Here is a 24866-nt window from a genome sequence, read left to right on the forward strand (position 1 = left end):
TGAGGGCATCGCGCCTGGCGGTTCGGGTGGGATGGTCATCCATGGGCCACCCGTGCTCGACCGGTCGTGCTCGCCGCATCCGCGTGGACGAGTGGTCCGCGACGGCATCGGCGCCCGGCGGTCCTGGTGGGCCGACCGTCCGGCTCACCACCCCCAGCCACCGGTGGGCGGTGCCCTCAGCGGAGGCCGGTCGTCCGGTCCTGGCGGAATGTCGTGATCAGGGCGATACAGCAGGCCGCGATGGCCACGCGGCCCGATGCCTGGAGGAGGGGCCCCCGCAGCAGGATGAAGGAGTAGCCGGCGACCAGGGGCACGGTCAGCGCGATCAGACTGCCCGGCGGGGCCCGGCGCACCGCCCGGCGGGCGTAGCGGCGGTCGACCCGGGCCGCCGCGTACCCGAGGGCCATGAACCCCGCCGCCATGCCGACCGGGCCGAAGTCGATCCACAGCTCGGCCCACACCGGCGACGAGAGGTTGGTGTTGGTCGCCCCCATCCACTGGCCGACCATCACCCCGGTGTCCATCGGCTTGCCCGGCCACACCGACCGGGGCACCGCGAACAGGACCGCGCCGGCGAGCTGACGGCCGTAGGTGTGGCCGGGGCCCGACCGCACATAGGTGATGGTGTTGGCGAACATGCCGACCTGGTCGTAGTCCTTCAGGGCCAGCGGCTCCAGAGGTGAAGTCGTCTGGATCGGGCGGTAGTTGGCGTCGTCGTAACGGAACCGGTCCGCGAACGGGAACACGATCAGCGCCACCACCACGCCCAGGCTGAGCGCGATCCGGTACAGCGCGGCACTCACCGGGAAGACGGTGAACAGCAGCGAGAACAGGACGGTGAGGAACCAGAAACGCGGGTTGGAGATCGGGTTGTTGACCACCGCGTTCAGCGCGCACAGCGCGAGCCACACGGCGATGACGACCGCGGAGCGGCGGGCCCGCCGCGAGGTCACCAGCCACCGCGTGTACGCCAGCCAGGCGATGAGCGCGGGCACGGTGCCCAAGCCCCGCACGATCGCCTGGCCCGCCTGCGAGTCGGCCTGGGAGAGCCCCGCTTCCTCGACGCTGCTGATGATCTCCTGGCGGCTGGTGAAGAACACGGCGGGGCCGCCCAGCTTGACCACGAGCAGCGCCGAGCCGACGAAGGCCGCCACGGTCAGCAGATACAGCCGTCGCCGGTGCACCAGGGCCGGCCGCAGCCGGTCGTCCCGCTCCCGGCCCGGCCGCTGGCGGGCCAGCAGCGAGCCGACGTCGAAGGCGACACAGCCGATCAGGACGAGGGAGACGGCCTCGGTCAGATCGGTGCGCGCCCCCACCACCGGGGTCGGTGTGCGGCCCAGCACGGCCTGGGCGAGCGGCGCCACCCCCATCGCCATGTAGACGAACAGCCAGAACGAACCGGCGAGCAGTTTGCGGCGGCTGGTGAGGATCATCGCCGACAGCCGGACGCCCGCGTACATGGTCAGCGCCAGCTGCATCCACAGCGCCGAGTCGCGCAGCCCCGTGCCGGGCTGGACCAGCACGAGCAGCGGCAGAAACACCGAGAAGCCGAGCACGAGCGGGACCGACAGCGCGCGCGAGAGCAGCGTGCGCGGGGAGAAGGACGGCAGCGCGGCGCGCTCGTGGAGGCCGCGCTCCGGCGCCCCGGGCCGTGCCGCAGCGCTTCGGTCCGTCGCTTGCGTCATGGCGCCCCCGCCCCCGAGAAAGATCCCCGCCGCAGTCTACCGACGCCCGGCCCGTGGTGAACGGATCGCCACTACAGTGTGGCGAAGTGGCGTCCGGGGAGACGTCGTTGGGGGGGATCGAACGATGCGTGACCTTACGGCCTTCACGCTGGCCGGCTATGACAAGGGGCGCGGCCGGCTGGTCCAGGCGCTCTGGTTCGCGGTGATGAACACGGTCTTCATGGCCTGGTTCACTCCGGCCCGGGTCAGGGTGGCCCTGCTGCGGGCCTTCGGCGCCGAGATCGGGACCGGGGTGCTCGTACGGCACCGGGTGCGGGTGCTGTGGCCGTGGAAGCTGACGGTCGGCGACCACACCTGGATCGGCGAGGGGGCCTGGATCCTCAACCTGGAGCCGGTCACCCTCGGCGCCCAGGTATGTGTCTCGCAGGAGGCCCTGCTGTGCACCGGCGGCCATGACCACCGCGCCGCCGACTTCCGGTACCGCAACGCGCCGGTCACCGTGGACGACGGTGCCTGGATCGCGGCCCGCGCCACCGTGCTCGCCGGGGTGAAGGTCGGCCGCTGCGCCGTCGTCGGCGCCGGTGCCGTCCTCCACACGGACCTGCCCGAACTCACCCTGCACAGCGCCGACAACCGGCGCCGTCCCGTCGAGGAGCCGGTGTGAGAGTGCTGCACGCGGTCACCCTGCACAGCACCACCCACGCCTTCGGCGGCCCCGTACGGGTCGCCCTCAACCTCTGTCAGGGGCTGCGCGCACGCGGGCACGACGCCCGCCTCACCGCGCTCGCCGACGGCTTCGAACGGCCACTGCCCGAGGACGTGGAGGGCGTGCCCGCCCGGCTGCATCAGGCGCGCAGGGTCCTGCCGCTGGGCTTCAGCGGTCTGACGTCCCCGTCGCTGCTTGCCGGCGCCCACCGCCTCGTGCGGCGGGCCGACGTGGTGCACGTGCATCTCGCGCGCGATCTGGTCACCTTGCCCTTGGCGTTGGCCGCCCTGCGCGCCGGACGGCCGCTGGTGGTGCAGACGCACGGCATGGTCGACCCGAGCGAGCGACTGTCGGCCCGGCTCCTGGACGCGGTCGCGGTGCGCCGGGTGCTGCGCGGTGCCGCGGCCGTGCTGCACCTGACCACCCGTGAACTGCGTGATCTGCAAGCCGTGGTGGGCGGGACCGGCCTCGACCGTGCCGTCCGCCTGGTCAACGGCGTCCCCGCGCAGCCCGGGGGACCGACCCCCGACGGGCCGCCGCGCATCCTCTACGCGGCCCGGCTACAGGCCCGCAAGCGACCCGTCGACCTGGTGGACGCCGCACCCGCGATCCTGGCCCGCCACCCCGGGGCGACCTTTGTCGTGGCCGGCCCCGACGAGGGCGAACTCGCGGCGGTACGGCGGCGGATCGACGAGCTGGGACTCGCGGCGCAGGTCGGCTGCCCGGGCCCGCTCACCGGTGCGCGCATGACCGAGGAGCTGCGCCGGGCGCACGTCTATGTGCTGCCGTCCGTGGACGAACCGTTCCCGATGTCGGTGCTGGAGGCGATGGCCGTGGGCACACCGGTCGTGATCACCGACTCCAACGGCCTGGCCCGCGATGTCGACCGGGCCGGGGCCGGACGGGTCGTAGGGGAGCCGCGGGGGATCGCCCCGGCGGTGCTCGACCTGCTGGAGCCCGCCGCGCGCCGGACCGCGTCGGCGGCGGCCCGGGGGCTCACCGCCGGGACGTTCTCCATGGACGCGGTCCTCGACACCCTGCTCGACGTGTACGAGCGGGCCTACGCGGGAAGCCAGGCGTAGCAGCCCGACGAGACGAACGTCCGGGTCCCGGCCGGGATCTTCGCGGTCACCCGCCGGGTGTCGCCGGTACCCGGGCCCGAGGCCAGCACCTTGTCGCCCACGCCCAGCGCCTTCCAGGTGCAGCCCGCGGCGCTGGTCAGCGCCCGGTAGGCGCCCGCCTTCGGATTCTTGCGCGTGCCGTCGGCGAAGCCGGCCGCCGCTGCCTTCAGCAGGGGCTTCTCCTTCGGGCACAGCTGGTCGATGGCGTCGGCGGCGGACGGCACGTCCCCGGTGATCAGTGCGCCGACCGCAGCGTTCCTGTCGTGTGCGGCGGTGCGCTCGATGCGCTGGCAGGCCTCCTGGCCGACCTGGAGCACGGCGGCGGGGTCCATGTCGGCGGGCACGCGGCCGTGCAGATACTGCTTCTGCCGGGCGGTGAACGAGCCGGTCGCCGGGGTGAGTCTCGCGTCGGGCAGGACCGGGCCCTTCGAGGGCGCGGCGGGGCTCCCGGTGGCGGGGCTCGCCTGGTCGTCGGGGACGGCGGCGGCCTGCTCGTCGGAGACACGCCGGGTGGGGTGCGGCTTCGCGTCCGTGTCGCCGCCGGAGCCGCAGCCGGCCAGCGCGAGGAGGGCGGTGAGGGCGAGGGCGCCGGCGGCGACACGGCGATGAGGCCGGAGGGTGCGAGTGCGCATGGTGGCTCCTGCGGCCCCGAAGGGCCTGGAAGACGGGTCGGGCCCGCACGGCGCGTGCGGGCCCGGGCGGGGCGTGCGGGGCGCCGGTCCGTGGTCCGGTGCCCCGCACGCGGGAGGCGCTGAGGGTTACGGCGCTCCAAAGGTCAGCACCAGCTGCGGGGTGTTCTCCGCGGCCGACGCCTCCCGGGACCACACCCACAGGGCGTCCGTCCCGGTGCTGGTGAGCGCCAAGTCGTAACCGCCGCCCAGGGACGGGGTGAGCGCCGCGGTGTCCAGGGACGCCGAGTAGAGCGCCGAGACGTCCGTGGCTCCGCTCAGGGTGCCGACCGCGGTCGAGGACACGGCGGGCTTGGAGGCGTACGTGGTGCCCGCCTCCGTCCAGCTCCCGGTGACCGGCCGCACGGCGATGTCGTCCGTGCTGCCGGCGCTGCTCAGCGTGGTGGTCTTCACCGCGAGCCGCGCGCTCTTGAGCACCGTACCGGCCGGGGCCGACGGCAGGTCGAAGCGCAGATACGTCTCGTACGCCGCGCTGCCGCGCACCGCCAGCGAGGTCGACGTGCCGTAATTGGTGCCGCCGGCACCGGCGTTGACGTACGTGTCGGCCGACGCGCGGACCGTCTGCACGCTGTCGGCCGGGGCCGAGGCCAGGGCGTAGTGGCTCTGCGCCTGGGCCGCGCTCAGCACCGACGGGTAGATCGCCGTCTCGTCGATCTGCCCCGCGAAGTAGCTGCTGGAGGGCTGGTTCGGCCAGCCGTTGAGATTGTCGCCGCCGACGTGCCAGTAGCCGCTGTAACTCTGGTTACCGGTCTCGGCGAGCGTGCCGACCTGGCTGCCGTCCACGTACAGCGCCATCCCGGAGGAGCCCTGGGTGGCGACGACATGGTGCCAGGAGCCGTCGTTGTAGCCGCTCGGTGAGGTGATGGTGCGGGCGGTGCCCGTCCACACGCCGAAGACCAGCCGGCCGTCGTTGCGCATGTAGACGTGCTTGTCGTAATTGCCGCTGGTCCGGGTGGTGTTGTCGCCGAACCCGACCAGCTTGCCGCCCCGGTCGGTGGTGGTCTTGAACCAGGTCTCGATCGAGTACTGGCCGGGCACCGTGGTGCGTTTGTCGCTGTAGACGATCTGGTTGTTGCCGTCGAAGCCGATGGCGGTGGACGGACCGGTCACGGCGGCCGGTGTCTGGCGCAGCGAGGGCCCGTTGAGCTGGATGCCGCTCTGGTCGGCGGGCGAGGTGTCGCCGACGAACGGGGTGGTGGCGTCGTCATAGCGCCAGTAGAGGTTCGCGCCGTCGTCGATCACCTTCGCGGCGTACTTCTGGGCAGACGTCGGCACCGTCACCGTGGCCGCGGCGGACAGCGCGGAGGTGTTGCCCGCGCCGTCGGTGGCGGTCACCCGGTAGCTGTAGGTGGAACCGGCGGTGACGTTCTTGTCGGTGAACGACAGCTGCGGGCGCGACCACTCCACGGAGTCGCCGCCGACCGTGTACACCGGCGTGGCACCGCCGTTGCGGTACACCTTGTACGTCAGCCTCGTGTCGTCCGTGTCGACGCTTGCGCGCCAGCGGACGTGCGCCTCGGTCGGCTTCACGGACTCGGCGCTCGCCGACGGCACCGTCGGCGCACCGGTGTCGGGGGAGGCCGCGAAGCGCGTCAGGCCCTGGGCCGCGGCGCCGTTGACGGTGGTGAACTCCCCGCCGACCCACATGTACTTGTTGCCGGAGGTCTCGGAGATCGCCATGGCGCGCGGGCCGATGCCCTCGCCGAGACCGTCGTTGGTGTCCGGGAACCAGCCCAGCTTGTTGGTGCCGCTGGTCGGCTCCGCCAGCAGGTGGTGGCGGCGCCCGTCGGGGAACTCCCCGACGCTGGAGCAGTCGTGCGCGTGCGAGGCGCTGTAGAGCACGCTCTGGTACGACTTGACGGCCTGGGTGGCGCCCAGGCAGGTGTCGCGCCAGCGCTGGTTCAGCGTGGACAGATCGAGCGCGATACGGCCGTCGAAGACACCGCCGCCGGTGCCCTCGTTGCCGGTGTAGAAGCCGGTGGCGTCGGTGTCGAGCGCCTTGACCACCGAGTTGGTCTCGATGAACCCCGGATAGGCGCGGACGTTGTCGCCGGTGGCGGCGTCAACGACGGCCAGCGCGTGCGAACTCGCGCCGTTGACGGTGAAGAAGTCACCGCCGAGGATCACGTCCTTGCCGTCCGGGGTGACCGCGACGGCCCGGCCGGGCTCGTCGACGTCCGCCTGGAACGGCTTGACGGCGCCGCTGGCGGCGTCCACCGCCGCGTAGCGCGCGTGCGCGCTGCCGCCGACCGAGGTGAAGTCCCCGCCCAGGTAGACGGTGTCGTCGGTGACCGCGAGGGCCCGCACGGTGGCGGAGACGCTCGGATGGAAGTTCGCCTTGGGTGTGCAGGTGGCGATGTCGATGGCGGCCAGGCTGCTGACCTGGGTGCCGTTGACCGCGCCGAAGTAGCCGCCCGCGTACAGCGTCTTCTTGTCCGGTGAGACGGCGAGCGCGCGCACGGTGGCGGTGCCGCTGCCGACGGTGAAGGACAGTTTGCAGGATGTGGGGGCGCCGGTCGCCGCGTCCAGCGCGGCGAAGTTCACCGCGTTCTGCGCGGTGCCGGATCCTCCGTCGGGCGGGCGCACCTGTGAGAAGGTGCCGCCCGCGAAGACCGTGCCGTGTGCCTCCGCCAGTGCCCACACGATGCCGTTGGTCTGCCAGGTCGGCAGATCGTCGGCGGTGAAGGCGACGGGCGAGGTCAGCGCTGCGGCCGGCTGTGGCAGGGCCACCAGGCCCAGACCCGCGGCCGTGGACAGGACGAGGGCGGCGCTGAGCCCTCTTGATCTATGCATGTACCCCCCGGCTTCCGGGGCCCGCTCCCGGGCCCCCTGCCTCGACGAGCCCGCCGGATTCCCCGGTCCGGACGGGTCGCATGAACTTGTTCGCCCGCGCACCATACGAGTACATGACACGCCATGGGGCGTACTTGACTCATCCAGTGGGAAATAGCGTGCTGTTCGCGACCCCCGCGTCAGCGGTCGATGCGTACCGCCGCGCCCGCGAGCTGATCCTCCACCAGCCGCACATCGGCGTCGACCATGATCCGGGCCAGCTCCTCCACCAGCACCGACGGCTTCCAGCCGAGCCGTTCGCGTGCCTTGGACGCGTCACCGATCAGGGCGTCGACCTCGCTGGGACGCTCGTACTTGGGGTCGTAGCGCACGTACGCGTCCCAGTCGAGGCCGGCGTGGGCGAACGCGGTCTCCACGAACTGCCGTACGGTGGCCGGGACTCCGGTGGCGACCACGTAGTCCGTCGGCTCGTCGTGCTGGAGCATCCGCCACATCGCCTCGACGTACTCGGGCGCGTATCCCCAGTCGCGGACCGCTTCCAGGTTGCCGAGGTAGAGGCGGTCCTGGAGGCCGGCCTTGATCCGGGCGACGGCACGGGTGATCTTGCGGGTCACGAAGGTCTCGCCGCGGCGCGGGGACTCGTGGTTGAACAGGATCCCGTTGACCGCGAACATGCCGTAGGCCTCACGGTAGTTCACGGTGGTCCAGTAGGCGAAGACCTTCGCGGCGCCGTACGGACTGCGCGGGTGGAAGGGGGTGTCCTCGTTCTGCGGGGGCGGTGTGGCACCGAACATCTCCGAGGACGACGCCTGGTAGATGCGGGTCTCCACCCCGCTGGCCCGGATCGCCTCCAGCAGCCGCAGCGTGCTCAGCCCGGTCACGTCGCCGGTGTAGAGCGGCGCGTCGAAGGAGACCCGCACATGGGACTGGGCGCCCAGGTTGTACACCTCGTCCGGCTGTATCCCGCGCAGCAGGTTCACCAGCGCCACCCCGTCGGAGAGGTCGGCGTGGTGCAGCACGAAGCGGCGCTCGGCTTCCTGGGGCCCCTGGTAGATGTGGTCGATCCGCTCGGTGTTGAAGCTGGACGACCGCCGCACCAGGCCGTGCACCCGGTACCCCTTCGACAGCAGCAGCTCCGCCAGGTACGACCCGTCCTGTCCGGTCACGCCCGTGATCAGCGCGGTCTTGGCCATGCGGTGTTCCCCTCCCCGCCGGATCCGCCCCGCGGGCCGATCCGGTCCGTACGCCCGCCGTGCGCGGGCCGTATGTCGTGAACTACAGGAAATTTCAGTAGAGTTGACGATCCGGGCGGACTGATCACCCGGGTCCTGGCATGATCCGGCTCATGACCGCATCGCTGCTGCCCGACCGTGCTCGTGTCTTCGTCGCCGGCCATCGTGGCCTGGTGGGCTCCGCCGTGGCCCGCCGGCTCACCGCCGACGGACACGAGGTGCTCACCCGAACCCGCGCCGAACTGGATCTGCGGGACGCCGCCGCGACGGCGGCCGAGCTGGCCGTGCTGCGTCCCGACGCCGTGGTGCTCGCCGCGGCGAAGGTCGGCGGCATCATGGCCAACAGCACCCGGCCGGTGCAGTTCCTGGAGGAGAACCTCCAGATCCAGCTCAGCGTCATAGCCGGGTCCCACGCCGCCGGGGTGGGCCGCCTGCTCTTCCTGGGATCGTCGTGCATCTACCCCAAGCACGCTCCCCAGCCGATCACCGAGGACGCGTTGCTGACCGGACCGCTGGAACCCACCAACGAGGCGTACGCCCTCGCCAAGATCGCGGGCATCGTGCAGGTGCAGTCCTACCGGCGCCAGTACGGAGCCTCGTACATCAGCGCCATGCCGACCAATCTCTACGGCCCCGGAGACAACTTCGACCTGGAGACCTCGCACGTCCTGCCGGCCCTGATCCGCCGCTTCCACGAGGCCGCCGCCGAGGGGCGCGAGGAGGTCGTGCTGTGGGGCAGCGGCACCCCGCGCCGGGAGTTCCTGCACGTCGACGATCTCGCCGCCGCCTGCGCGGTGCTGCTGCGCTCCTACGACGGCGACGAACCGGTCAACGTCGGCTGCGGCAGCGACCTCACCATCCGCGAACTGGCCGCCACGGTGGCCGAGGTGACCGGTTTCACCGGCCGGATCGCCTGGGACACGACCCGGCCCGACGGCACCCCGCGCAAGCTGCTGGACATCTCCCGGCTCGCCGCGCTCGGCTGGAAGCCGGCGGTCCCGCTGCGCGACGGCATCGCCGCCACCTACGCCCACTGGCGAGGCGGCCTCGACGGCTGACGGCTCGTGAGGGTGCGCGGACCCCGGCGCCGCGCCGCGTGCGCCGGGGCATCGCGCCGACACGGGCGGCGCTCTCAGTACGCCCCGCGGCCGTCGACGACGGCGCGGAACGTGCGGGCCATGACGTCCACATCGCTGGTGAACGACCAGTTGTCGACGTAGCTGAGATCCAGCTGAATCGTTTCGTCCCAGGAGAGATCGGAACGTCCGCTGATCTGCCACAGCCCGGTCATGCCCGGCCGCACGGTCAGCCGCCGCCGCTCCACCGGCGTGTACTGGGCCACCTCATCGGCGAGCGGCGGCCGCGGACCTACCAGGGACATGTCACCCTTGAGGACGTTGACCAGCTGCGGAAGCTCGTCGAGCGAGGTGCGGCGCAGCCAGTGGCCGACCCGGGTGACCCGGGGATCGCGGCGCATCTTGAACATCGGGCCGTCATGCTCGTTGTCCTCCACCAGCGCGGACTTCTGGCGGTCGGCGCCCACCCGCATGGTGCGGAACTTCCACATCACGAAGGGTTGCCCGGCCCGGCCGACGCGCTCGTGGAGGTAGAACACCGGCCCCGGCGACGACGCCTTGACCGCGGCCGCGACCACCAGCAGCACCGGCGCCAGCACCAGCAGGCCGAGGGCGGCCGTGCCGCGGTCCAGTACCTCCTTGAGCAAGGGCTGCACGCCCTCGCGCACCGGCGGGGCCACGCGCAGCAGCGACATCCCGCCGGCGGACGCGGTCTCCAGGCGCTTGACGGACACCTCCACCAGACCGGGCGCGACGAACAGTTCGACACCGGCGTCGTGCAGGCCCCAGGACAGCCGGCGCAGCCGCTCCCCGGAGAGCGCGGCGCCCGGGACGACCAGCACCAGATCGGCGCCGAGCCGGTGCACCGCGCGGACGACCAGATCGGCGTCCTCGGCGGCGGAGTGCGGCACGGTGGCGGCGAGCCGGGCCCCGGTGCGGATCCCCGCGGTGAACGGCCCCTGCCCGACGGGGACGGCGCCCACCACCACATAGGGATGGTCGGTGCGCGCGGCGAGGTGCGCGGTGACGTCGTCCGCCGCGGTGGGCTCGCCCACCACCAGGACCTTGATCACCGCCTGCGCCCGGTGCCGCACGGACGCGAGGTGGCGGTACACCGCCTTGCGGCACACCAGGGTCAGCAGCAGGGCGGGCAGCAGCGCCACCAGGCACAGCGGCGCGCGCAACCGCGCCCCCGCCGTGGCGTGGGCCACCGCGAGCACCCCCAGCAGGACACACCAGTCGTGCAGCACCGGCAGCGTGCCCCGGCTCTCGCCGATGGCCCGCGCCGCGTACCGCGAACGGAACAACTGGACCCCGGTCCAGGCGAGAGCGGCGACGACGCCGCTCGGCACCGCCCACGGCTGGTCCGCGGCGACGCAGACCAGCGTCACCGGCACCCCGGCCCCCACGAGATCGGTGATCAGCGAAACGGGCACGTACCAGCGGGACTTGCGTCCTCTCCACAGTGAGGCGCGCGCCCGCGAACGCGCCTCGCGTGATCTGTCGGATTCAGCGGCCTGAACATCCCACATGTACCCCCCCAGGCACATTCCGCGGCACGAATCGCCGCACGTCGCGAACACATAATCGTCGAACATGTGGCACGACGGTGAACAGTACGGCAAACTTGTGCACGCATGGGAGCGTTTACGCGAACGACATCGAGAAGTACCGAGCCGTGCGAAATCCCGCTCCCCGCACTCCGGTTGGGCCCATGCGGAGGCGGCGGCGTGGGCGATCGTGTGGTGGAAAACCGTACGGACATCGAACGCGCTGGCTACAGTGTGCGCCCGGTGCGGAAGGGGCCGCACCGCGTCGACGTGGGGGTGCGTGATGGGGGACAGGGACACGGCCGAGGCCGAATCCTCGGGCCGGAAGGAAGGCGCGGATCCGGGGACGGTTCCGCCGACGGGCACGGGCGCGGGGCCGGCGAGTGCGGCGGAAGCCTCCGGCGCTGCGGTGCCCGGTCCGGCCGACGGCGCCCACGGCCCGGCGACCGTGCCGCCGCAGCGCGGCGCAGACGGCGCGGACACACCGGGCACCCGGACCCGGCCCCGGCGTCGCCGCAGTCGCGTGCGCCGGGTGCTGCTCGGGGCGCTCGTGCTGCTCACCGTGGGCCTGCTCCTGGTCGGCGGGGTGGCCTGGTGGGCCGTCGACCACTACACCGGGAGGGTGGACCGCATCTCCGGTGTCTTCCCGACCAAGGTCCCCGCGGCGGCACAGCCGGCCCCCTCCGACGGCGGCCAGACCTTCCTCCTCGTCGGCGTCGACAGCCGCTCCGCGCTGCCGACCACGGGGCGTGACGCCAAGGCCCCCGAGTGGAAGTACGGCGCCCAGCGCAGCGACACGATGATGCTGGTCCACCTCCCGGCCGACCACTCCGGCGCGTACGTCGTCTCGCTGCCCCGGGACGCGTGGGTGGACATCCCCGGACACGGCAAGGCCAAGCTGAACGCCTCCTTCTCCTGGGGCGGACCGCCGCTGCTCATCGACACCGTGCAGCGGCTGACGAAGGTGCGCGTCGACCATCTCGCCGTCATCGACTGGGACGGCTTCAAGAAGCTCACCGACTCGGTGGGCGGGGTGGACCTCGTCGTGGACGGCGCGAGCCGGCACATGAACGGCACGCAGGCCCTGACCTATGTGCGCGAGCGCCATCACCTGGCCCGCGGCGACTTCGACCGCACCCACCGCCAGCAGTACTTCCTGCGCACGGTGCTGGCGAAGGTCATGCGCCCTTCGACCTTCTCCAACCCGCTGAAGGCCACCGAGGTGCTGGACGACCTCACCGCCGCCGTGAGCGTCGACGACCGGCTCGGCGACGGCGACCTGCGGGCCCTGCTGTGGGACAACAAGAAGGTCCGGCCCGGGAACATGGTGTTCATGAACGCCCCGGCCAAGGGGACCGGCACCATCTCCGGCCAGTCCGTGGTGCTCCTTGACTCGGGCGCCGGCGCCCAACTGTGGCGATCCATGCGGGAGGACGCCCTCGACGTCTACCTGCAGTCGCACGACGCCGACCGGCTCGGAGCCACCACCCCCTGAACCGCGGCGATGATCGCCCGGGATGCACCTCTGATGGCGGTTCGCCGGACAACGGGCGGCGCGTGCACTAAAGTTCGCGCCGGTGGCCCCACCGGCGCCCGCGGAGGACAACACCATGACGGATCACCCCGCTCGTCCCGCGCGCCGGCATCGCAGACCGTCCAGCCGGCGCCGGCGCGGCGCGCTCGGCGCCCTGATCGGCCTGCTCCTGATCGGCGTGATCGCCGGCACCGGGCTGGCCCTGGACCGCGGGGACACCGCGCCCCGCGCCGACCGGGGACACACCACGGCGCTGCCCTTCGACCTGCCGACCGCCGATGTGCTGCGCCACAGCCACCATCTGGTCTTCGCGCACTACTTCCCGCCGTATCCACTCTCCCTCGACAACCAACCCGCCGGGCGCGACTACTACACCCGCAACTACCTCACCCCCCAAGGTGAACAGGGCCGGCACGCGGCCTACGGCGGGCTGCTGCGCGACCGGCCGTCACCTGTGCCGCCCTCCGGCGGCGACTGGCAACTCGCCAACCTGGAAAGGGAGGTGAGGACCGCCCGGGACGCGGGACTCGACGGATTCACCGTCGACATCCTCTCCCTGACCGGGCCCAACCGCGAGCGCGTCGACCTGCTGCTGCGCGCGGCGCGGCGCGTCGACCCGGGGTTCCGCATCGTCCTGATGCCGGACATGACCTCCCTGCACACCGATCCGGCCACGCTGGCCGACCAGTTGGCGCTGCTCGCCGCGTCGCCGTCCGCCTACCGGCTGGCCGACGGGCGCCTCGTGGTCTCCCCGTTCAAGGCCGAGGCCCAGGACCCGGCCTGGTGGAGCCGGGTCGTCGAGCGGCTGCGCGAGCACGGCGTCGGCACCGCGCTGGTCCCGGTCTTCCTGGACTTCCGCGCCAACGCCGAGAGGTTCGCGCCGATCAGCCACGCCTTCTCGTCCTGGGGCAACCGCAGCTACACCCGGCAGGACAACGTCCCCGGCGACATCCGGCTCGCGCACTCCCTGGGCAAGAAGTGGATGCAGGCCGTCTCCGTGCAGGACGCCCGGCCCAACCAGGGCGTCTACGACGAGGCGGGCAACACCGCGACCCTGCGCTCGACCTGGAACCACGCGATCTCCGACGGGGCGGACTGGGTACAGCTCACCACCTGGAACGACTACTCGGAGGGCAGCCAGTTCGCCCCCTCGCTGCACAACGGCCACGCCTACCTCGACATCTCCTCGTACTACCTCACCCGCTTCAAGACCGGCGCCTGGCCGCGGATCGTCCGCGACACCGTCTACGTCACCTCGCGGGTCCAGTTCACGGACGCCGGCGGCGCCGCGCTCCAGCCCCGGCTGATGCGGCCGCGGCCCGGTACCGCGCCGCCGCGCGACCAGGTGGAGCTGCTCACCTTCCTGACGGCGCCCGCCACCGTCTCCGCGCGCGTGGGCACCGTGCCGCACACCTACCGCGCACCCGTCGGCGCGTACGCCCAGGACCTGCCGCTGAGCCCCGGCCGCACCGAGGTGGTGGTCCGTGGCGCGGACGACACCGTCGCCGCCGTCACGACCCGCTATCCGGTCCGCCGCACGGTCACCGTGCAGGACCTCCAGTACTACGCGGCCTCCAGCCGCCGCTGACCCCCCAAGCACGCCCACCCGGGCCGCTTCCGCGCCGGGGGCCTAGGCTCGACGGTGTCCTGTGATGGGGGATCTCGGCTCAGGGGGCTGAACGGCAGTGGTGGACCAGCGTGTTGTCATCGTGACCGGTGGCGGATCGGGCATCGGGGAGGCGACGGCCCGGCTGCTGCGCGAAGGCGGTCACCAGGTGGTCGTCTCCGGTCGCCGGGAGGAGCCCCTGCGGCGGGTCGAACGGGAGACCGGCGCGCTGGCCTGCCCGTCCGACGTCGGTGATCCGGACGCCGCCGAGCGTCTCGTACGGGCGGCGCTGGACGCCTACGGACGGCTCGACGGACTCGTGCTCAACGCGGGCATCGGGCGCGGCGGAGCCGTGGGCGATCTGTCGCTCGCGGACTGGGACGAGGTGATGCGCACCAACGTCACCGGCCCACTGCTGCTGTTGCGCGCGGCCATGCCCCATCTACTGCGCAGCCGGGGCGCGGTGGCCGCCGTCGCGTCGGTGTCCGCGCTGCGCAACGGCACCAGCAACGCCCCGTACGCCACCTCCAAGGCGGCCCTGCTCCAGCTCTGCCGTTCCGTCGCCGTCGACTACGGGAGTCGGGGGGTGCGGGCCAACATCCTGTGCCCCGGCTGGGTGCGTACCGAGATGGCCGACCGGCGCATGGCGCGCTTCGCCGAGGAGGCCGGCCTCGGTGACGGGGGCGTCGGGGCCGGGTACGCGGAGGCGACCCGGGCGCTGCCCCTGGGGCGGCCCGGGGAGCCGCGCGAGGTGGCGGAGGCGATCGTCTGGCTGCTGTCCCCGGCCGCCTCCTACGTCAACGGTGCCGTGCTCACCGTCGACGGCGGGGCCACCGCCCTGGACCCCGGGACGCTCGGCTTCGACTTCCACGTCGAGCCGCGCTGACCACGACGGCGGTCACCCGGCCGCCAGGCCCGAACGACCGGCTGACGGCACGCTCGACGACCCACCTGCACCGGTGCCCGGACCCGCGCCGTGCCGGGTCGCCGTGTGCCGGGACCGCTGTTGTGGCACCACCAAGGTGACCGGGGTGGACCTCCGCACGCAGACCGCGCGCCCGCGTGCGGAGGTGCCGGTGCGCGTATCCGCCTGCCTCGACGTGTACGAGCGGGCGAACGTCGTCGTCCAGCCCTCCGCCGCCGGGTGCGCGCGGGCGGCCCGGCATCGCGCCGCCGCCGGACGTCCTCGACCTGTACACCTTCACACCGCCGCGCCTCGGCCCCGGGCCGTCCCGAGGCGTCGGTCCTCAGTCCTCGGGCCCCGCCGGGGGAGCCGTGCCCCCCTCGAACGCCTCCAGGATGCGTTCCGCGGCCAGCGTCGCCGTCAACCGGCCCTGCCGCACCTGCTGTTCGAGGTCCGGCGCGAGGGAGCGTACGGCCGGGTCGGCGTGCAGCCGGCCCAGCAGTTCGTCACGCACCATCGACCAGGTCCAGTCGACCTGCTGGTCCCGCCGCTTGGCGGCGAGCCGCCCGGTGGAGTCGAGCAGCGCACGATGCTGCTGCAGCCGGTCCCACACCGTGTCCAGGCCGGTGGCCTCCCGGGCGCTGCAGTGCAGCACCGGCGGCGTCCAGAAGGCGTCCTTGCCGTGCATCAGCCGCAGCGCCCCCGCCAACTCCCGCGCCGCCGCCCGCGCGTCGCGCTCGTGCGGGCCGTCCGCCTTGTTGACGGCGATCACGTCCGCCAGCTCCAGGACGCCCTTCTTGATGCCCTGCAACTGGTCGCCGGTGCGGGCCAGCGTCAACAGCAGGAACGAGTCGACCATGTTGGCGACCGCGGTCTCGGACTGGCCGACGCCGACGGTCTCCACGAGGATCACGTCGTAGCCCGCCGCTTCCATGACCACCATCGACTCCCGGGTGGCCTTCGCGACCCCGCCCAGCGTGCCCGCGCTGGGGGAGGGCCGCACGAAGGCGTCCGGGTCCACCGCGAGGCGCTCCATCCGGGTCTTGTCGCCCAGGATGGAGCCACCCGTGCGGGTCGAGGACGGGTCCACGGCAAGCACGGCGACCCGGTGCCCCAGCGAGGTCAGCCGGGTGCCGAAGGCGTCGATGAACGTCGACTTGCCCACGCCCGGCACCCCGCTGACGCCGATCCGGCGCGCCTGGCCGCTGTGCGGCAGCAGCTCCGTGAGCAGCCGCTGCGCCAGCGCCCGGTGCGCCGGCCGGGTGGACTCCACGAGCGTGATGGCACGGGCGACAAGGGCCCGCTTGCCGTCGAGAACACCCTTCACATACGTGTCGAGATCGATCGCTGCCATCGGGCCCTACAGGTCGTGGCCGAGGGTTGCCGACAGCCGCCGCACCAGGTCGTACGCCGCGTCCGGGATCACCGTCCCCGGCGGGAACACGGCCGTTGCGCCCATCTGCAGCAGCGTCGGCACGTCCTGCGGGGGGATCACCCCGCCGACCACGATCATGATGTCCTCGCGGCCTTCCTCGGCCAGCTTCTCGCGGAGCGCCGGCACGAGCGTGAGGTGACCGGCGGCCAGCGAGGACACCCCGACGACGTGCACGTCCGCCTCGACCGCCTGCCGGGCGACCTCCTCCGGCGTCTGGAACAGCGGGCCGACGTCCACGTCGAAGCCGAGGTCGGCGAAGGCCGTCGCGATCACCTTCTGCCCGCGGTCGTGGCCGTCCTGGCCCATCTTGGCCACCAGGATGCGCGGCCGGCGACCCTCCGCCTCCTCGAAGGCGTCCACCAGGGCACGGGTGCGGTCCACGGACGGCGACTCCCCTGCTTCGTTGCGGTACACGCCGGAGATGGTACGGATCTGGCTCGCGTGCCGCCCGTACACCTTCTCCAGGGCGTCGGAGATCTCGCCGACCGTCGCCTTGGCGCGGGCCGCGTGGACCGCCAGCTCCAGCAGGTTGCCGTCACCGTCGGCCGCCCGGGTCAGCGCGTCCAGCGCGTCCCGGCACGCGCTCTCGTCCCGCTCCGCCCGCAAGCGCCGCAGCTTCTCGATCTGCTGGGTGCGTACGGAGGAGTTGTCGACCTTGAGGACCTCGATCTGCTCGTCGGTGTCCACGCGGTACTTGTTGACGCCGATCACCGGCTGTCGCCCGGAGTCGATGCGGGCCTGGGTACGGGCCGCCGCCTCCTCCACGCGCAGCTTGGGGATGCCGGCGTCGATGGCCTGCGCCATACCGCCCGCCTGCTCCACCTCCTGGATGTGCGCCCAGGCCTTGCGCGCCAGGTCGTACGTCAGCCGCTCCACATAGGCGCTGCCGCCCCACGGGTCGATGACCCGGTTGGTGCCCGACTCCTGCTGGAGGAGCAGCTGGGTGTTGCGGGCGATGCGCGCCGAGAAGTCGGTCGGCAGCGCGAGGGCCTCGTCCAGGGCGTTGGTGTGCAGCGACTGGGTGTGGCCCTGGGTAGCCGCCATCGCCTCCACACAGGTGCGCGTGACGTTGTTGAACACGTCCTGCGCGGTCAGCGACCACCCCGAGGTCTGCGAATGGGTGCGCAGGGACAGCGACTTGCTGTTCTTCGGTTCGAACTGCGAGACCAGCCTGGCCCACAGCAGCCGGGCCGCCCTGAGCTTCGCGACCTCCATGAAGAAGTTCATGCCGATCGCCCAGAAGAACGACAGCCGGGGCGCGAACGCGTCCACGTCCAGGCCGGCCTCCCGGCCCGCCCGGATGTACTCCACACCGTCCGCGAGCGTGTACGCCAGCTCCAGGTCGGCCGTCGCCCCGGCCTCCTGGATGTGGTAGCCGGAGATGGAGATGGAGTTGTAGCGGGGCATCCGCTGCGAGGTGTACGCGAAGATGTCGGAGATGATCCGCATCGACGGCTTCGGCGGATAGATGTAGGTGTTGCGGACCATGAACTCCTTGAGGATGTCGTTCTGGATGGTCCCGGCCAGCTTCTCGGGCGCTACGCCCTGCTCCTCCGCCGCCACGATGTACAGCGCCAGCACCGGCAGCACGGCACCGTTCATCGTCATCGACACGGTCATCTTGTCCAGCGGGATGCCGTCGAACAGCTGCCGCATGTCGTAGATCGAGTCGATGGCCACGCCCGCCATGCCGACGTCACCGGTCACCCGCGGATGGTCGCTGTCGTAACCCCGGTGGGTGGGCAGGTCGAAGGCGACCGACAGGCCCTTCTGGCCGGCCGCCAGGTTGCGCCGGTAGAAGGCGTTGGACTCCTCGGCGGTGGAGAAGCCCGCGTACTGGCGGATCGTCCAGGGCTGGTTGACGTACATGGTCGGGTACGGTCCGCGCAGATACGGCGCGATGCCCGGGAAGGTGTCCAGGAAGTCCAGGCCCTCCAGGTCACGGCCGGTGTACAGCGCCTTGACCCCGATGCCCTCCGGGGTCTCCCACAGCGGCTCCTCGCCTCCGGTGGCCCGCTTCACGGCCGTACGCCACTCCTCGGCCGTGCCGTCGGCGACCGGGGTCCCCAGCTCGATGCCGGAGAAGTCGGGGATTCCCATCAGGACACTCCCATGCGGTCGAGGGTCGCGGACAGCACGGCGACGGCGTCGCAGCCCGCGAAGACGTACGAGTCGACGCCCGGATGGTCGGCCGGGCGGCCCGCGAGGAACACGTGCCGGGCGCCGGCCGCGCGCAGCGCCTCGGCGGCCGGCGCGGCCTGTTCGGCGTAGAGCGCGTCGCTGGAGCACAGCACGGCCTCGGTGGCGCCGCTGTCCTCGAAGCCGCCCTCGGCGACCGGTTCGATGCCGCCCGCCTGGAACAGGTTGGCCGCGAACGTCGAGCGCGCGGTGTAGTCGGCGGCCGAGCCGAGCGTGGCGAGATAGACGCGGGGCCGGGAGCCGGTCGCCGCCAGATGCGCGTCGGAGCGGGCGCGCAACTCCTCGTACGCCTCGTCCCGGCGCACCCGCGGCAGCCCGCCGGACGGCTGCTCGGGTGCCGCCTGACGCCGCACCGGCTTCTCGGACAGCAGCGGGAACTCGCTCACCCCGGTGATGGGTTCGCGCCGCTTGGCGAGCTTCTCGGAGCGCTCCGCCCATGTCGCCGCCAGGTCCGCGCCCAGCCGGCCGGAGCGCAGCACGGCCGCCTGGCCGCCGTCGCCCTCGATGGACCGGAAGAACGCCCAGGCGGAGTGGGCGAGTTCGTCGGTGAGCCGCTCGACGTACCAGGAGCCGCCCGCCGGGTCGATCACCCGGGCCAGGTGGGACTCCTCGATCAGGATGGTGGACGTGTTGCGCGCGATACGGCGGGCGAACGCGTCCGGCAGGCCCAAGGTGTGGTCGAAGGGCAGCACCGTGACGGAGTCGGCGCCGCCCACGCCGGCCGCCAGCGTCGCGATCGTCGTGCGGAGCATGTTCACCCACGGGTCGCGGCGGGTCATCATCACGGGCGAGGTCACCGCGTGCTGCGTCTGGGCGCCCGCGCCGGGGGCCCCGCAGACCTCGGCGATCCGTGCCCACAGCCGGCGCGCGGCCCGCAGCTTGGCGATCGTCAGGAACTGGTCGGCGGTCGCCGCGTACCGGAACTCCAGCTGCCCGGCGGCCTGTTCGACGGAGAGTCCCGCCTCGGTCAGCTCCCGCAGATAGGCCACGCCGGTGGCCAGGGAGGCCCCCAGCTCCTGCGCGGCCGATCCGCCGGCCTCGTGGTACGGCAGCGCGTCCACGGTCAGGGCGCGCACGGCCGGGTAGGTCTCGGCGCAGCGCGCGGCCAGCTCGGCGAAGGGCGCGAAGTTCTGCGGGGTGCCGGTGCGGGCCTCGTGGCCGAGTGGGTCGGCGCCCAGATTGCCGCGTGCCGCCTTCGGGTCGACGCCCCGCTCCTCGTACAGCCCGAGCAGTGCGCCGGCCGCGGCCTCGGTCTCGGCCCGCGCGTCCAGCACGATCGGCGCCAGGTCGAGGTAGACGCCGTCCAGGGCCCGGCCCAGTTCGGAGACCGGGATACCGCCGCTGCCGAGCACCAGCCACAGCGAGGTGACGCCGTTCTCCAGGTCGGTGAGCACGGCGTCCGCCGTACCGCCGGCGAGCGTGGTGTGCCGCTGCCGGACGTCCCAGCCGCCCGCGATGCCGCCCTCGGGCCGGCTGCCCCGTACGAACGGGGCGAAGCCCGGCAGGCCGGCGTCGGGCGCGGCGTCGCGCGCGGTGTACAGGGGGCGGGTGCGCAGCCCGTCCTCGAGTGTCGTGGACAGAGCGTCCTCAGCTGCCGCGCCCGAGACTTCCTTGCCGGACTTGCGCAGTACACCCTCGACCAGGCGTTGCCACTGCTCGTGCGTCGCGTCAGGGAACTCGGCGGCCAGTGAGAGCCCGTCGTCAGGCAGGACCGTCATGCTCGGATGCTAGGGCAGGCCGCTCGAACCCGTGCAGAGCGAGCGCTGTGAGGTTTCTCCTCTTGCGGTGATGACCTGCGCCTCTCCCGCCACCGACGGCGTGTCCCGAAGCCGGCCCACACCGCCCGACAAGGACCGATACGCCCCCGCTCGCACGTGCCGGCGCGGTGTTCGAGGGCCGTGAGGGAGGCCTGGGCCGTCGGGTCCGCTCGCCGGGCCGAGGGCTGCCCGCGCGCCCCGCCGGCCGTGCGGACCGGACCCTTCCCGCTGCCGTCCGCGTGCCGGGCGGGGCATGCCGGGTGTGCCGCGGGGTCGGCCCGGGCCGTGGGCGAGGACGGGGGCCGGGGGTCGGGCGCGCCGGTAGCCGGGTTCGGGGGCCGTGGTCGGCCACGGGCGTGGCGGCGGGCGGCGGCGGGCCGTCGGCCGGCGGGCTGGTGCCGGGTCGGGGCCCCGGGTCAGTGGGTGGGCTTCAGGGTGGGTAGGACCTGGGTGGAGAGGGTCTGGGGAGCGGCCGTGAAGGCGCGCAGGCGCAGGCGGGGTTGGGTCGCGGTGGGCAGGGTGAAGGTGCCGGTGGGGGGTCGCAGGCGCACCGTCGCCGTCTCGTGTGGCCGGAGCGTGGCCGGGCCGTGCGTGCGCGGCCAGTAGCGGCCCAGCCCCTGGCCCGCCGTCAGCATGTAGTGCGGGGTGAGCGCGGTGTCGCCGGTGTTCGTCACCCGCACGGTCAGCGAGGTGAGCGAGCGCCCCGAGGACGGCCGTGCCGCCGTCACCTCCATCCGCAGCGGCGGCCGCCCCGACACCGCGAGGATCGCGCTCGCCGACGCGGGCGCCAGCAGCAGTACGGCGGCCGCGGCCAGTGCCGGCCGCCGGCGCGGACCGGTGAACGGGCGGGGCCGCGGCTGCCACGCCCGCGTGAACTCCGTGAGGGGCACGGTGACCGCCGCGGCCAGCCACAGCGGCGTCATCATCAGGTAGTAGCCGTCCTGCGAGCGCGTCGCCACGTAGAAGGCGCACCAGGGCAGTACGGTCGCGGCCGGCCCCAGCCGCCGGACGAACAGCACGAACAGCGCCAGCAGGCCCGCCGCGAGCAGCACGCTGGCGTGGCTGTACCAGTCCAGCCGGTCGCTGCCACGGGTGAAGTACAACGAGACGCCCACCAGGCCCTGTCCGTGCAGCACCGCGCCCTGGGTCAGCGGCAGGAAGATGCCCCGCAGCCATGGGCCGGGCGCGGTCACGACGAAGTAGGCGTTGACCAGCGCCCAGGTCAGGGCGGCGATCCCGGTGATCCGCAGCAGCACCCGCCAGGCCCCCCGCCCGCCCAGCTCGCCGCGGCGCACGGCGTGGATCCCGGCGAGCAGGAACGGCGCGACGAACCACGGTAGTTGCTGCGCCGCGCACGCCGCCCCCAGACACGCGGCCCGCGCGATCCCGGCCGCGCCCAGCCGGCCGCGGGCACCGAGCCGGGACCAGCGCACCACCACCGGCATCAGCAGCGCCATGCCGATGATCGCCGGATAGCCCTGACGGGCGTACATCGGCAGGAAGCCGAAGCCCAGGCAGCACATCGTGGCCGCCGAACGCCAGGGCACCGGCAGCAGCCGCCACAGCACCACCGCGCCCACGGCCAGTGCGCACGTCGCCGCCGCGGTGGCCGGGGCACCGCCGTGGCCCAGCCACAGGAACGGGACGGTGAGCAGCGGGGCCAGCGGCGGATAGCCGTACGTGAAGTCGTAACCGCCGTCCGCCGTCTGGGTCAGGGCGACGCCCGGCTGGTGGAACAGCCACGGCCACGGCCGCCCGTACACGGCGTGCCCGTGGACCAGTTCCCGGGCGGCCTGGGTGGTGAGGGCCGCCTCGTCGCCGCCGGCGTGGTTCAGTGCCCAGGCGCACAGCGCGAGGGTGATCGCGGTGACCAGCACCACCAGGTCCAGACGGGCCAGCGAGCGCGTCCGGCGGACCGTCAGCGCCAGCACACCGGTCACCAGGACCGAGGCGTAGCAGACGGAGATGACGCCCGCGAGGGCCGGTTGGTGGGTGGCCGCCTGGGTCCACACCGCGCGCGTGCCGATGAACAGGCTGATGTCGGCGAGCAGCGTCAGCACGCGGTGCCACTGCGCTGGACCCCGGGCGTCTTCCGCCGGGTCCCCCGAAGCGGCGGACACCGCCGACCGTGTCCGCCGACCGGGTGTCACCTGAAGTGTTTCTGCCAAGTGCACGGGTCCGGACGCTACTGGCGGCCGGTGAGCGGGCGGGGGCCACCCGTGAAGAGTCCGGTGTGAGGGCGGTAAGAAACTGGAAAAACCAGGCATATTACCCGACTCTCACCGCTTTGGCGGCAACCGGCCCGGTCGCGCATCGTGTCGTTGTTGGGCCGAACGGGTGACTTGGCGTAAGAATTGGCTGGTGCAGGCATCGAGTGCGAGTCAGGTCGGGGGGAGCCGGTGAGCCGTTACGACGTCACCGATGAACAGTGGGAAGGGCTCGCCCAGGTCGTGCCACTCAGAGGCAGGGACGCGTGGCCGTCCGCGGTGAACCACCGCTCGCTGCCCGACGCGGAGACGGAGACCCGGCGCCGGTTCGTGGTGCTGCGCGTCAACGTCTTCGCGGACGCCCGGGATGTCGCCGAGACGGTGATGGCCGGTGCGCCGGTGCTGCTGGACCTGTCCGGTGCGGAAGGCGATGTCGCCAAGCGCGTCCTCGACTTCAGCACGGGCGTCGTCTTCGGGCTGGGCAGCGGGATGCACCGCGTCGACCGCAACGTCTTCCTCCTCACCCCACCCGGTACGGAGGTCAGCGGACTGATGGAGAGCGCGGGGGTCTCGGAGGGCTGACCGGCACGGCGTTCGTCATACCGGCGTCACACCGGTGTCCCGTCGACCCGTCCCCCGATCGTGGGAAGCACCGCGAGGGGGAACGGTTCGCCGCCCTGCGGCGGCCCTACGGTCGGCGTATGGCCGTGCCTTCCGTGTCCGTCGAGCCCCCGGCGGCCGACGCGTCCGCCGTGACGTCCGTGACCGCCGTGACCGCGCCCGCGCGGTCCGGTGGGGGTGTCGACGTGCGCGCCCGGGTGACCGAGTTGCGGCTGAGCGCCTTCGCCGGGCATCGGCGGGCCGGGTTCCCGCTCGGACCCGTCACCCTGTTCGCGGGCCGCAGCGGCTCGGGCAAGACGACGGCGCTCGCCGCGTACGAGGCGCTCGCGCGGCTGGGTGGCGGCGCCCCGCTCGGGGAGGTGTTCCCCGACCCGGCCGCCTGTGTGCCGGAGCGGGCCCGTCCGGACGCCGAGGGGCGGCGCGGCTTCCGGATCGGCTGCACGGCCGACGGTGCCGAGGGGCCGGTCCGGCTCGACATCGCCGTACAGGCCGAACCGGCCCTGCGGATCGTGGGCGAGCGGCTGACCGTCGACGGGACCGTCCTGCTGGAGACCGCCCTGCGCGATCCGGGGCGCCGCACCGTGCAGGCCGCCTGGCACACCGCCGGCTCCGCGCCGGTGACCCGCGCCCCGCTTCCCGACGACCGCCTCGGCACCGCCCTGCTGCCGCTGCGGGTGGCGGGCAAGACGGACGGGCAGCGCCGGGTGCTGGCCGCGGCCGAGCAGATGGTGGTCGCCCTGCGCTCCGTCTTCCCCTGCGATCCCCGCCCGGAGTGGATGCGCGCCCCCGTCCCCACCGGCTCCGGGCGGCTGCTGCCCGGCTGCGACAACCTCGCCGACGTCCTGTGGCGCACCCGCGCGGAGTGCACCCGTCGGCACGGCCTGCTGGTCGAGGCGCTGCGCGGGGGCTGTGCCGGCCCGGTGGCCGACCTGATCGCCGAGCCGCTGCCCGACGGCACGGTTCGGGCGCTGCTGGACCGGGGCGACGGCCGGCGCACCGAACTGGCCCGGCTCGGCGACGGCGAACTGCGCTACCTGGCACTGACCCTGGTCCTGCTGACCGGACCCGGGGTCCTCGACGTGGACGCCCCCGGCGAGGTGCCCGACGCCCTGCGCAGCCTCACCGTCCTCACCGACGGCTTCGACCGCGCCCTCGACCCCGCCCAGCGCCGCACCCTGCTGGGGACGGCGGCCCGGATGGGGGAGCGCGGGCACGTCCGCTGTGTGGGTGCGGTGAGCGACGCCTCGTGGGCCACCGGCACCGAGGGCGTCACAGTGGTACACCTGGAGCCGTGACCGAACCTCTCGACCTGGCCCGACTCCAGCGCAGGCTGGCCGAGTTCGCCGCCGCGCGGAACTGGCAGCCCTACCACACGCCCAAGAACCTCGCCGCGGCCCTGTCGGTGGAGGCCGCCGAACTGGTCGAGATCTTCCAGTGGCTGACCCCGGAGGAGTCGTCCCGGGTGATGGACGATCCCGAGCGCGCGCACCGGGTCACGGACGAGGTCGCCGATGTGCTCGCGTACCTCCTGCAGTTCTGCGAGGTCCTGGACATCGATCCGCTGACCGCGCTGGCCGCCAAGATCGACCGCAACGAACACCGCTTCCCGCGCCCGGAGTCGGAGGACCGCGGCTGAGGGCTGCCCAACGGGCGGAACGCCACACTCCGTTATTACTCTCCGTATTAAAATCGGCTGCCGAATCCGAATTGTTGTCCACAATTTTCCGTCTACCTCTGGTTTTTCGCCTCAG

At 72.9% G+C, this 24866-nt stretch carries 18 protein-coding genes and 1 pseudogene; 10 read left to right on the forward strand and 9 right to left on the reverse strand.

The annotated features are described in order from the left end of the window. Positions 1-176: 176 nt before the first annotated feature. Positions 177-1685: a hypothetical protein gene (locus ACIBA9_RS27345; RefSeq protein WP_399366976.1), complete on the reverse strand. Its 1509-nt coding sequence runs from the start codon at positions 1683-1685 to the stop codon at positions 177-179. A gap of 124 nt (positions 1686-1809) precedes the next feature. Here ACIBA9_RS27345 and ACIBA9_RS27350 point away from each other — a divergent pair, with 124 nt between their 5' ends. Next, positions 1810-2349, forward strand: a complete 540-nt coding sequence (locus ACIBA9_RS27350; RefSeq protein WP_399366978.1) for a putative colanic acid biosynthesis acetyltransferase — start codon at positions 1810-1812, stop codon at positions 2347-2349. Continuing rightward, positions 2346-3473: a glycosyltransferase gene (locus ACIBA9_RS27355; RefSeq protein WP_399366980.1), complete on the forward strand. Its 1128-nt coding sequence runs from the start codon at positions 2346-2348 to the stop codon at positions 3471-3473. The genes ACIBA9_RS27350 and ACIBA9_RS27355 overlap by 4 nt, the downstream gene beginning before the upstream one ends. Here the strand turns inward: ACIBA9_RS27355 and ACIBA9_RS27360 are convergent. The 3 genes from ACIBA9_RS27360 to gmd all read right to left on the reverse strand — a co-directional run bounded on the left by ACIBA9_RS27360 (position 3452) and on the right by gmd (position 8187). Continuing rightward, the gene (locus tag ACIBA9_RS27360) at positions 3452-4144 is read right to left on the reverse strand and encodes a hypothetical protein (protein ID WP_399366982.1); all 693 of its coding nucleotides are present in this window, start codon (positions 4142-4144) and stop codon (positions 3452-3454) included. The genes ACIBA9_RS27355 and ACIBA9_RS27360 overlap by 22 nt on opposite strands. A gap of 126 nt (positions 4145-4270) precedes the next feature. Next, the gene (locus tag ACIBA9_RS27365) at positions 4271-6994 is read right to left on the reverse strand and encodes a LamG-like jellyroll fold domain-containing protein (RefSeq protein ID WP_399366984.1); all 2724 of its coding nucleotides are present in this window, start codon (positions 6992-6994) and stop codon (positions 4271-4273) included. 179 nt (positions 6995-7173) lie between these two features. Next, positions 7174-8187 (reverse strand): GDP-mannose 4,6-dehydratase, encoded by a 1014-nt coding sequence (gene gmd, locus ACIBA9_RS27370; RefSeq protein WP_362157847.1) that lies wholly within the window; start codon positions 8185-8187, stop codon positions 7174-7176. A 152-nt stretch (positions 8188-8339) separates the two neighbouring features. Here gmd and ACIBA9_RS27375 point away from each other — a divergent pair, with 152 nt between their 5' ends. After that, positions 8340-9284: a GDP-L-fucose synthase family protein gene (locus ACIBA9_RS27375; protein ID WP_399366986.1), complete on the forward strand. Its 945-nt coding sequence runs from the start codon at positions 8340-8342 to the stop codon at positions 9282-9284. A 74-nt stretch (positions 9285-9358) separates the two neighbouring features. On the opposite strand, the gene ACIBA9_RS27380 is transcribed toward ACIBA9_RS27375, so the two are convergent. Continuing rightward, complete coding sequence (locus ACIBA9_RS27380) at positions 9359-10852, reverse strand: exopolysaccharide biosynthesis polyprenyl glycosylphosphotransferase (protein WP_399367083.1); 1494 nt, start codon at positions 10850-10852, stop codon at positions 9359-9361. A gap of 283 nt (positions 10853-11135) precedes the next feature. On the opposite strand from ACIBA9_RS27380, the gene ACIBA9_RS27385 reads away from it, so the two are divergent. From ACIBA9_RS27385 to ACIBA9_RS27400, 4 genes and pseudogenes are all read left to right on the forward strand, one after another. Further along, positions 11136-12347: an LCP family protein gene (locus tag ACIBA9_RS27385; protein WP_399366988.1), complete on the forward strand. Its 1212-nt coding sequence runs from the start codon at positions 11136-11138 to the stop codon at positions 12345-12347. Between the two features lie 115 nt (positions 12348-12462). After that, positions 12463-13974 (forward strand): glycoside hydrolase family 71 protein, encoded by a 1512-nt coding sequence (locus tag ACIBA9_RS27390; protein WP_399366990.1) that lies wholly within the window; start codon positions 12463-12465, stop codon positions 13972-13974. Positions 13975-14071: 97 nt separating this feature from the next. Continuing rightward, positions 14072-14878: an SDR family NAD(P)-dependent oxidoreductase gene (locus ACIBA9_RS27395; RefSeq protein WP_399366992.1), complete on the forward strand. Its 807-nt coding sequence runs from the start codon at positions 14072-14074 to the stop codon at positions 14876-14878. A 73-nt stretch (positions 14879-14951) separates the two neighbouring features. Then, a pseudogene (locus ACIBA9_RS27400) lies at positions 14952-15207 on the forward strand ((2Fe-2S) ferredoxin domain-containing protein); the annotation flags it as partial. A 32-nt stretch (positions 15208-15239) separates the two neighbouring features. Here the strand turns inward: ACIBA9_RS27400 and meaB are convergent. From meaB to ACIBA9_RS27420, 4 genes are all read right to left on the reverse strand, one after another. After that, on the reverse strand, positions 15240-16250 hold the full coding sequence (gene meaB, locus ACIBA9_RS27405; RefSeq protein ID WP_399366994.1) for a methylmalonyl Co-A mutase-associated GTPase MeaB: 1011 nt from the start codon (positions 16248-16250) through the stop codon (positions 15240-15242). A 6-nt stretch (positions 16251-16256) separates the two neighbouring features. Next, positions 16257-18431: a methylmalonyl-CoA mutase gene (gene scpA / locus ACIBA9_RS27410; protein WP_362157863.1), complete on the reverse strand. Its 2175-nt coding sequence runs from the start codon at positions 18429-18431 to the stop codon at positions 16257-16259. After that, positions 18431-20248: a methylmalonyl-CoA mutase family protein gene (locus ACIBA9_RS27415; RefSeq protein ID WP_399366996.1), complete on the reverse strand. Its 1818-nt coding sequence runs from the start codon at positions 20246-20248 to the stop codon at positions 18431-18433. Before ACIBA9_RS27415 ends, scpA begins: the two co-directional genes overlap by 1 nt. Before the next feature lie 455 nt (positions 20249-20703). After that, the gene (locus tag ACIBA9_RS27420) at positions 20704-22407 is read right to left on the reverse strand and encodes a hypothetical protein (protein WP_399366998.1); all 1704 of its coding nucleotides are present in this window, start codon (positions 22405-22407) and stop codon (positions 20704-20706) included. 279 nt (positions 22408-22686) lie between these two features. On the opposite strand from ACIBA9_RS27420, the gene ACIBA9_RS27425 reads away from it, so the two are divergent. The 3 genes from ACIBA9_RS27425 (at position 22687) to ACIBA9_RS27435 (ending at position 24751) form a co-directional block, all read left to right on the forward strand. Further along, complete coding sequence (locus ACIBA9_RS27425; RefSeq protein WP_362157871.1) at positions 22687-23076, forward strand: cell division protein SepF; 390 nt, start codon at positions 22687-22689, stop codon at positions 23074-23076. Positions 23077-23195: 119 nt separating this feature from the next. Further along, positions 23196-24410 (forward strand): ATP-binding protein, encoded by a 1215-nt coding sequence (locus ACIBA9_RS27430; RefSeq protein ID WP_399367000.1) that lies wholly within the window; start codon positions 23196-23198, stop codon positions 24408-24410. After that, entirely contained in the window at positions 24407-24751 is a 345-nt protein-coding gene (locus tag ACIBA9_RS27435; RefSeq protein WP_399367002.1) for a nucleotide pyrophosphohydrolase, read from the forward strand. Before ACIBA9_RS27430 ends, ACIBA9_RS27435 begins: the two co-directional genes overlap by 4 nt. Positions 24752-24866: the final 115 nt, after the last annotated feature.

This window comes from Streptomyces sp. NPDC051452 (assembly GCF_044454765.1).
GTDB lineage: Bacteria > Actinomycetota > Actinomycetes > Streptomycetales > Streptomycetaceae > Streptomyces.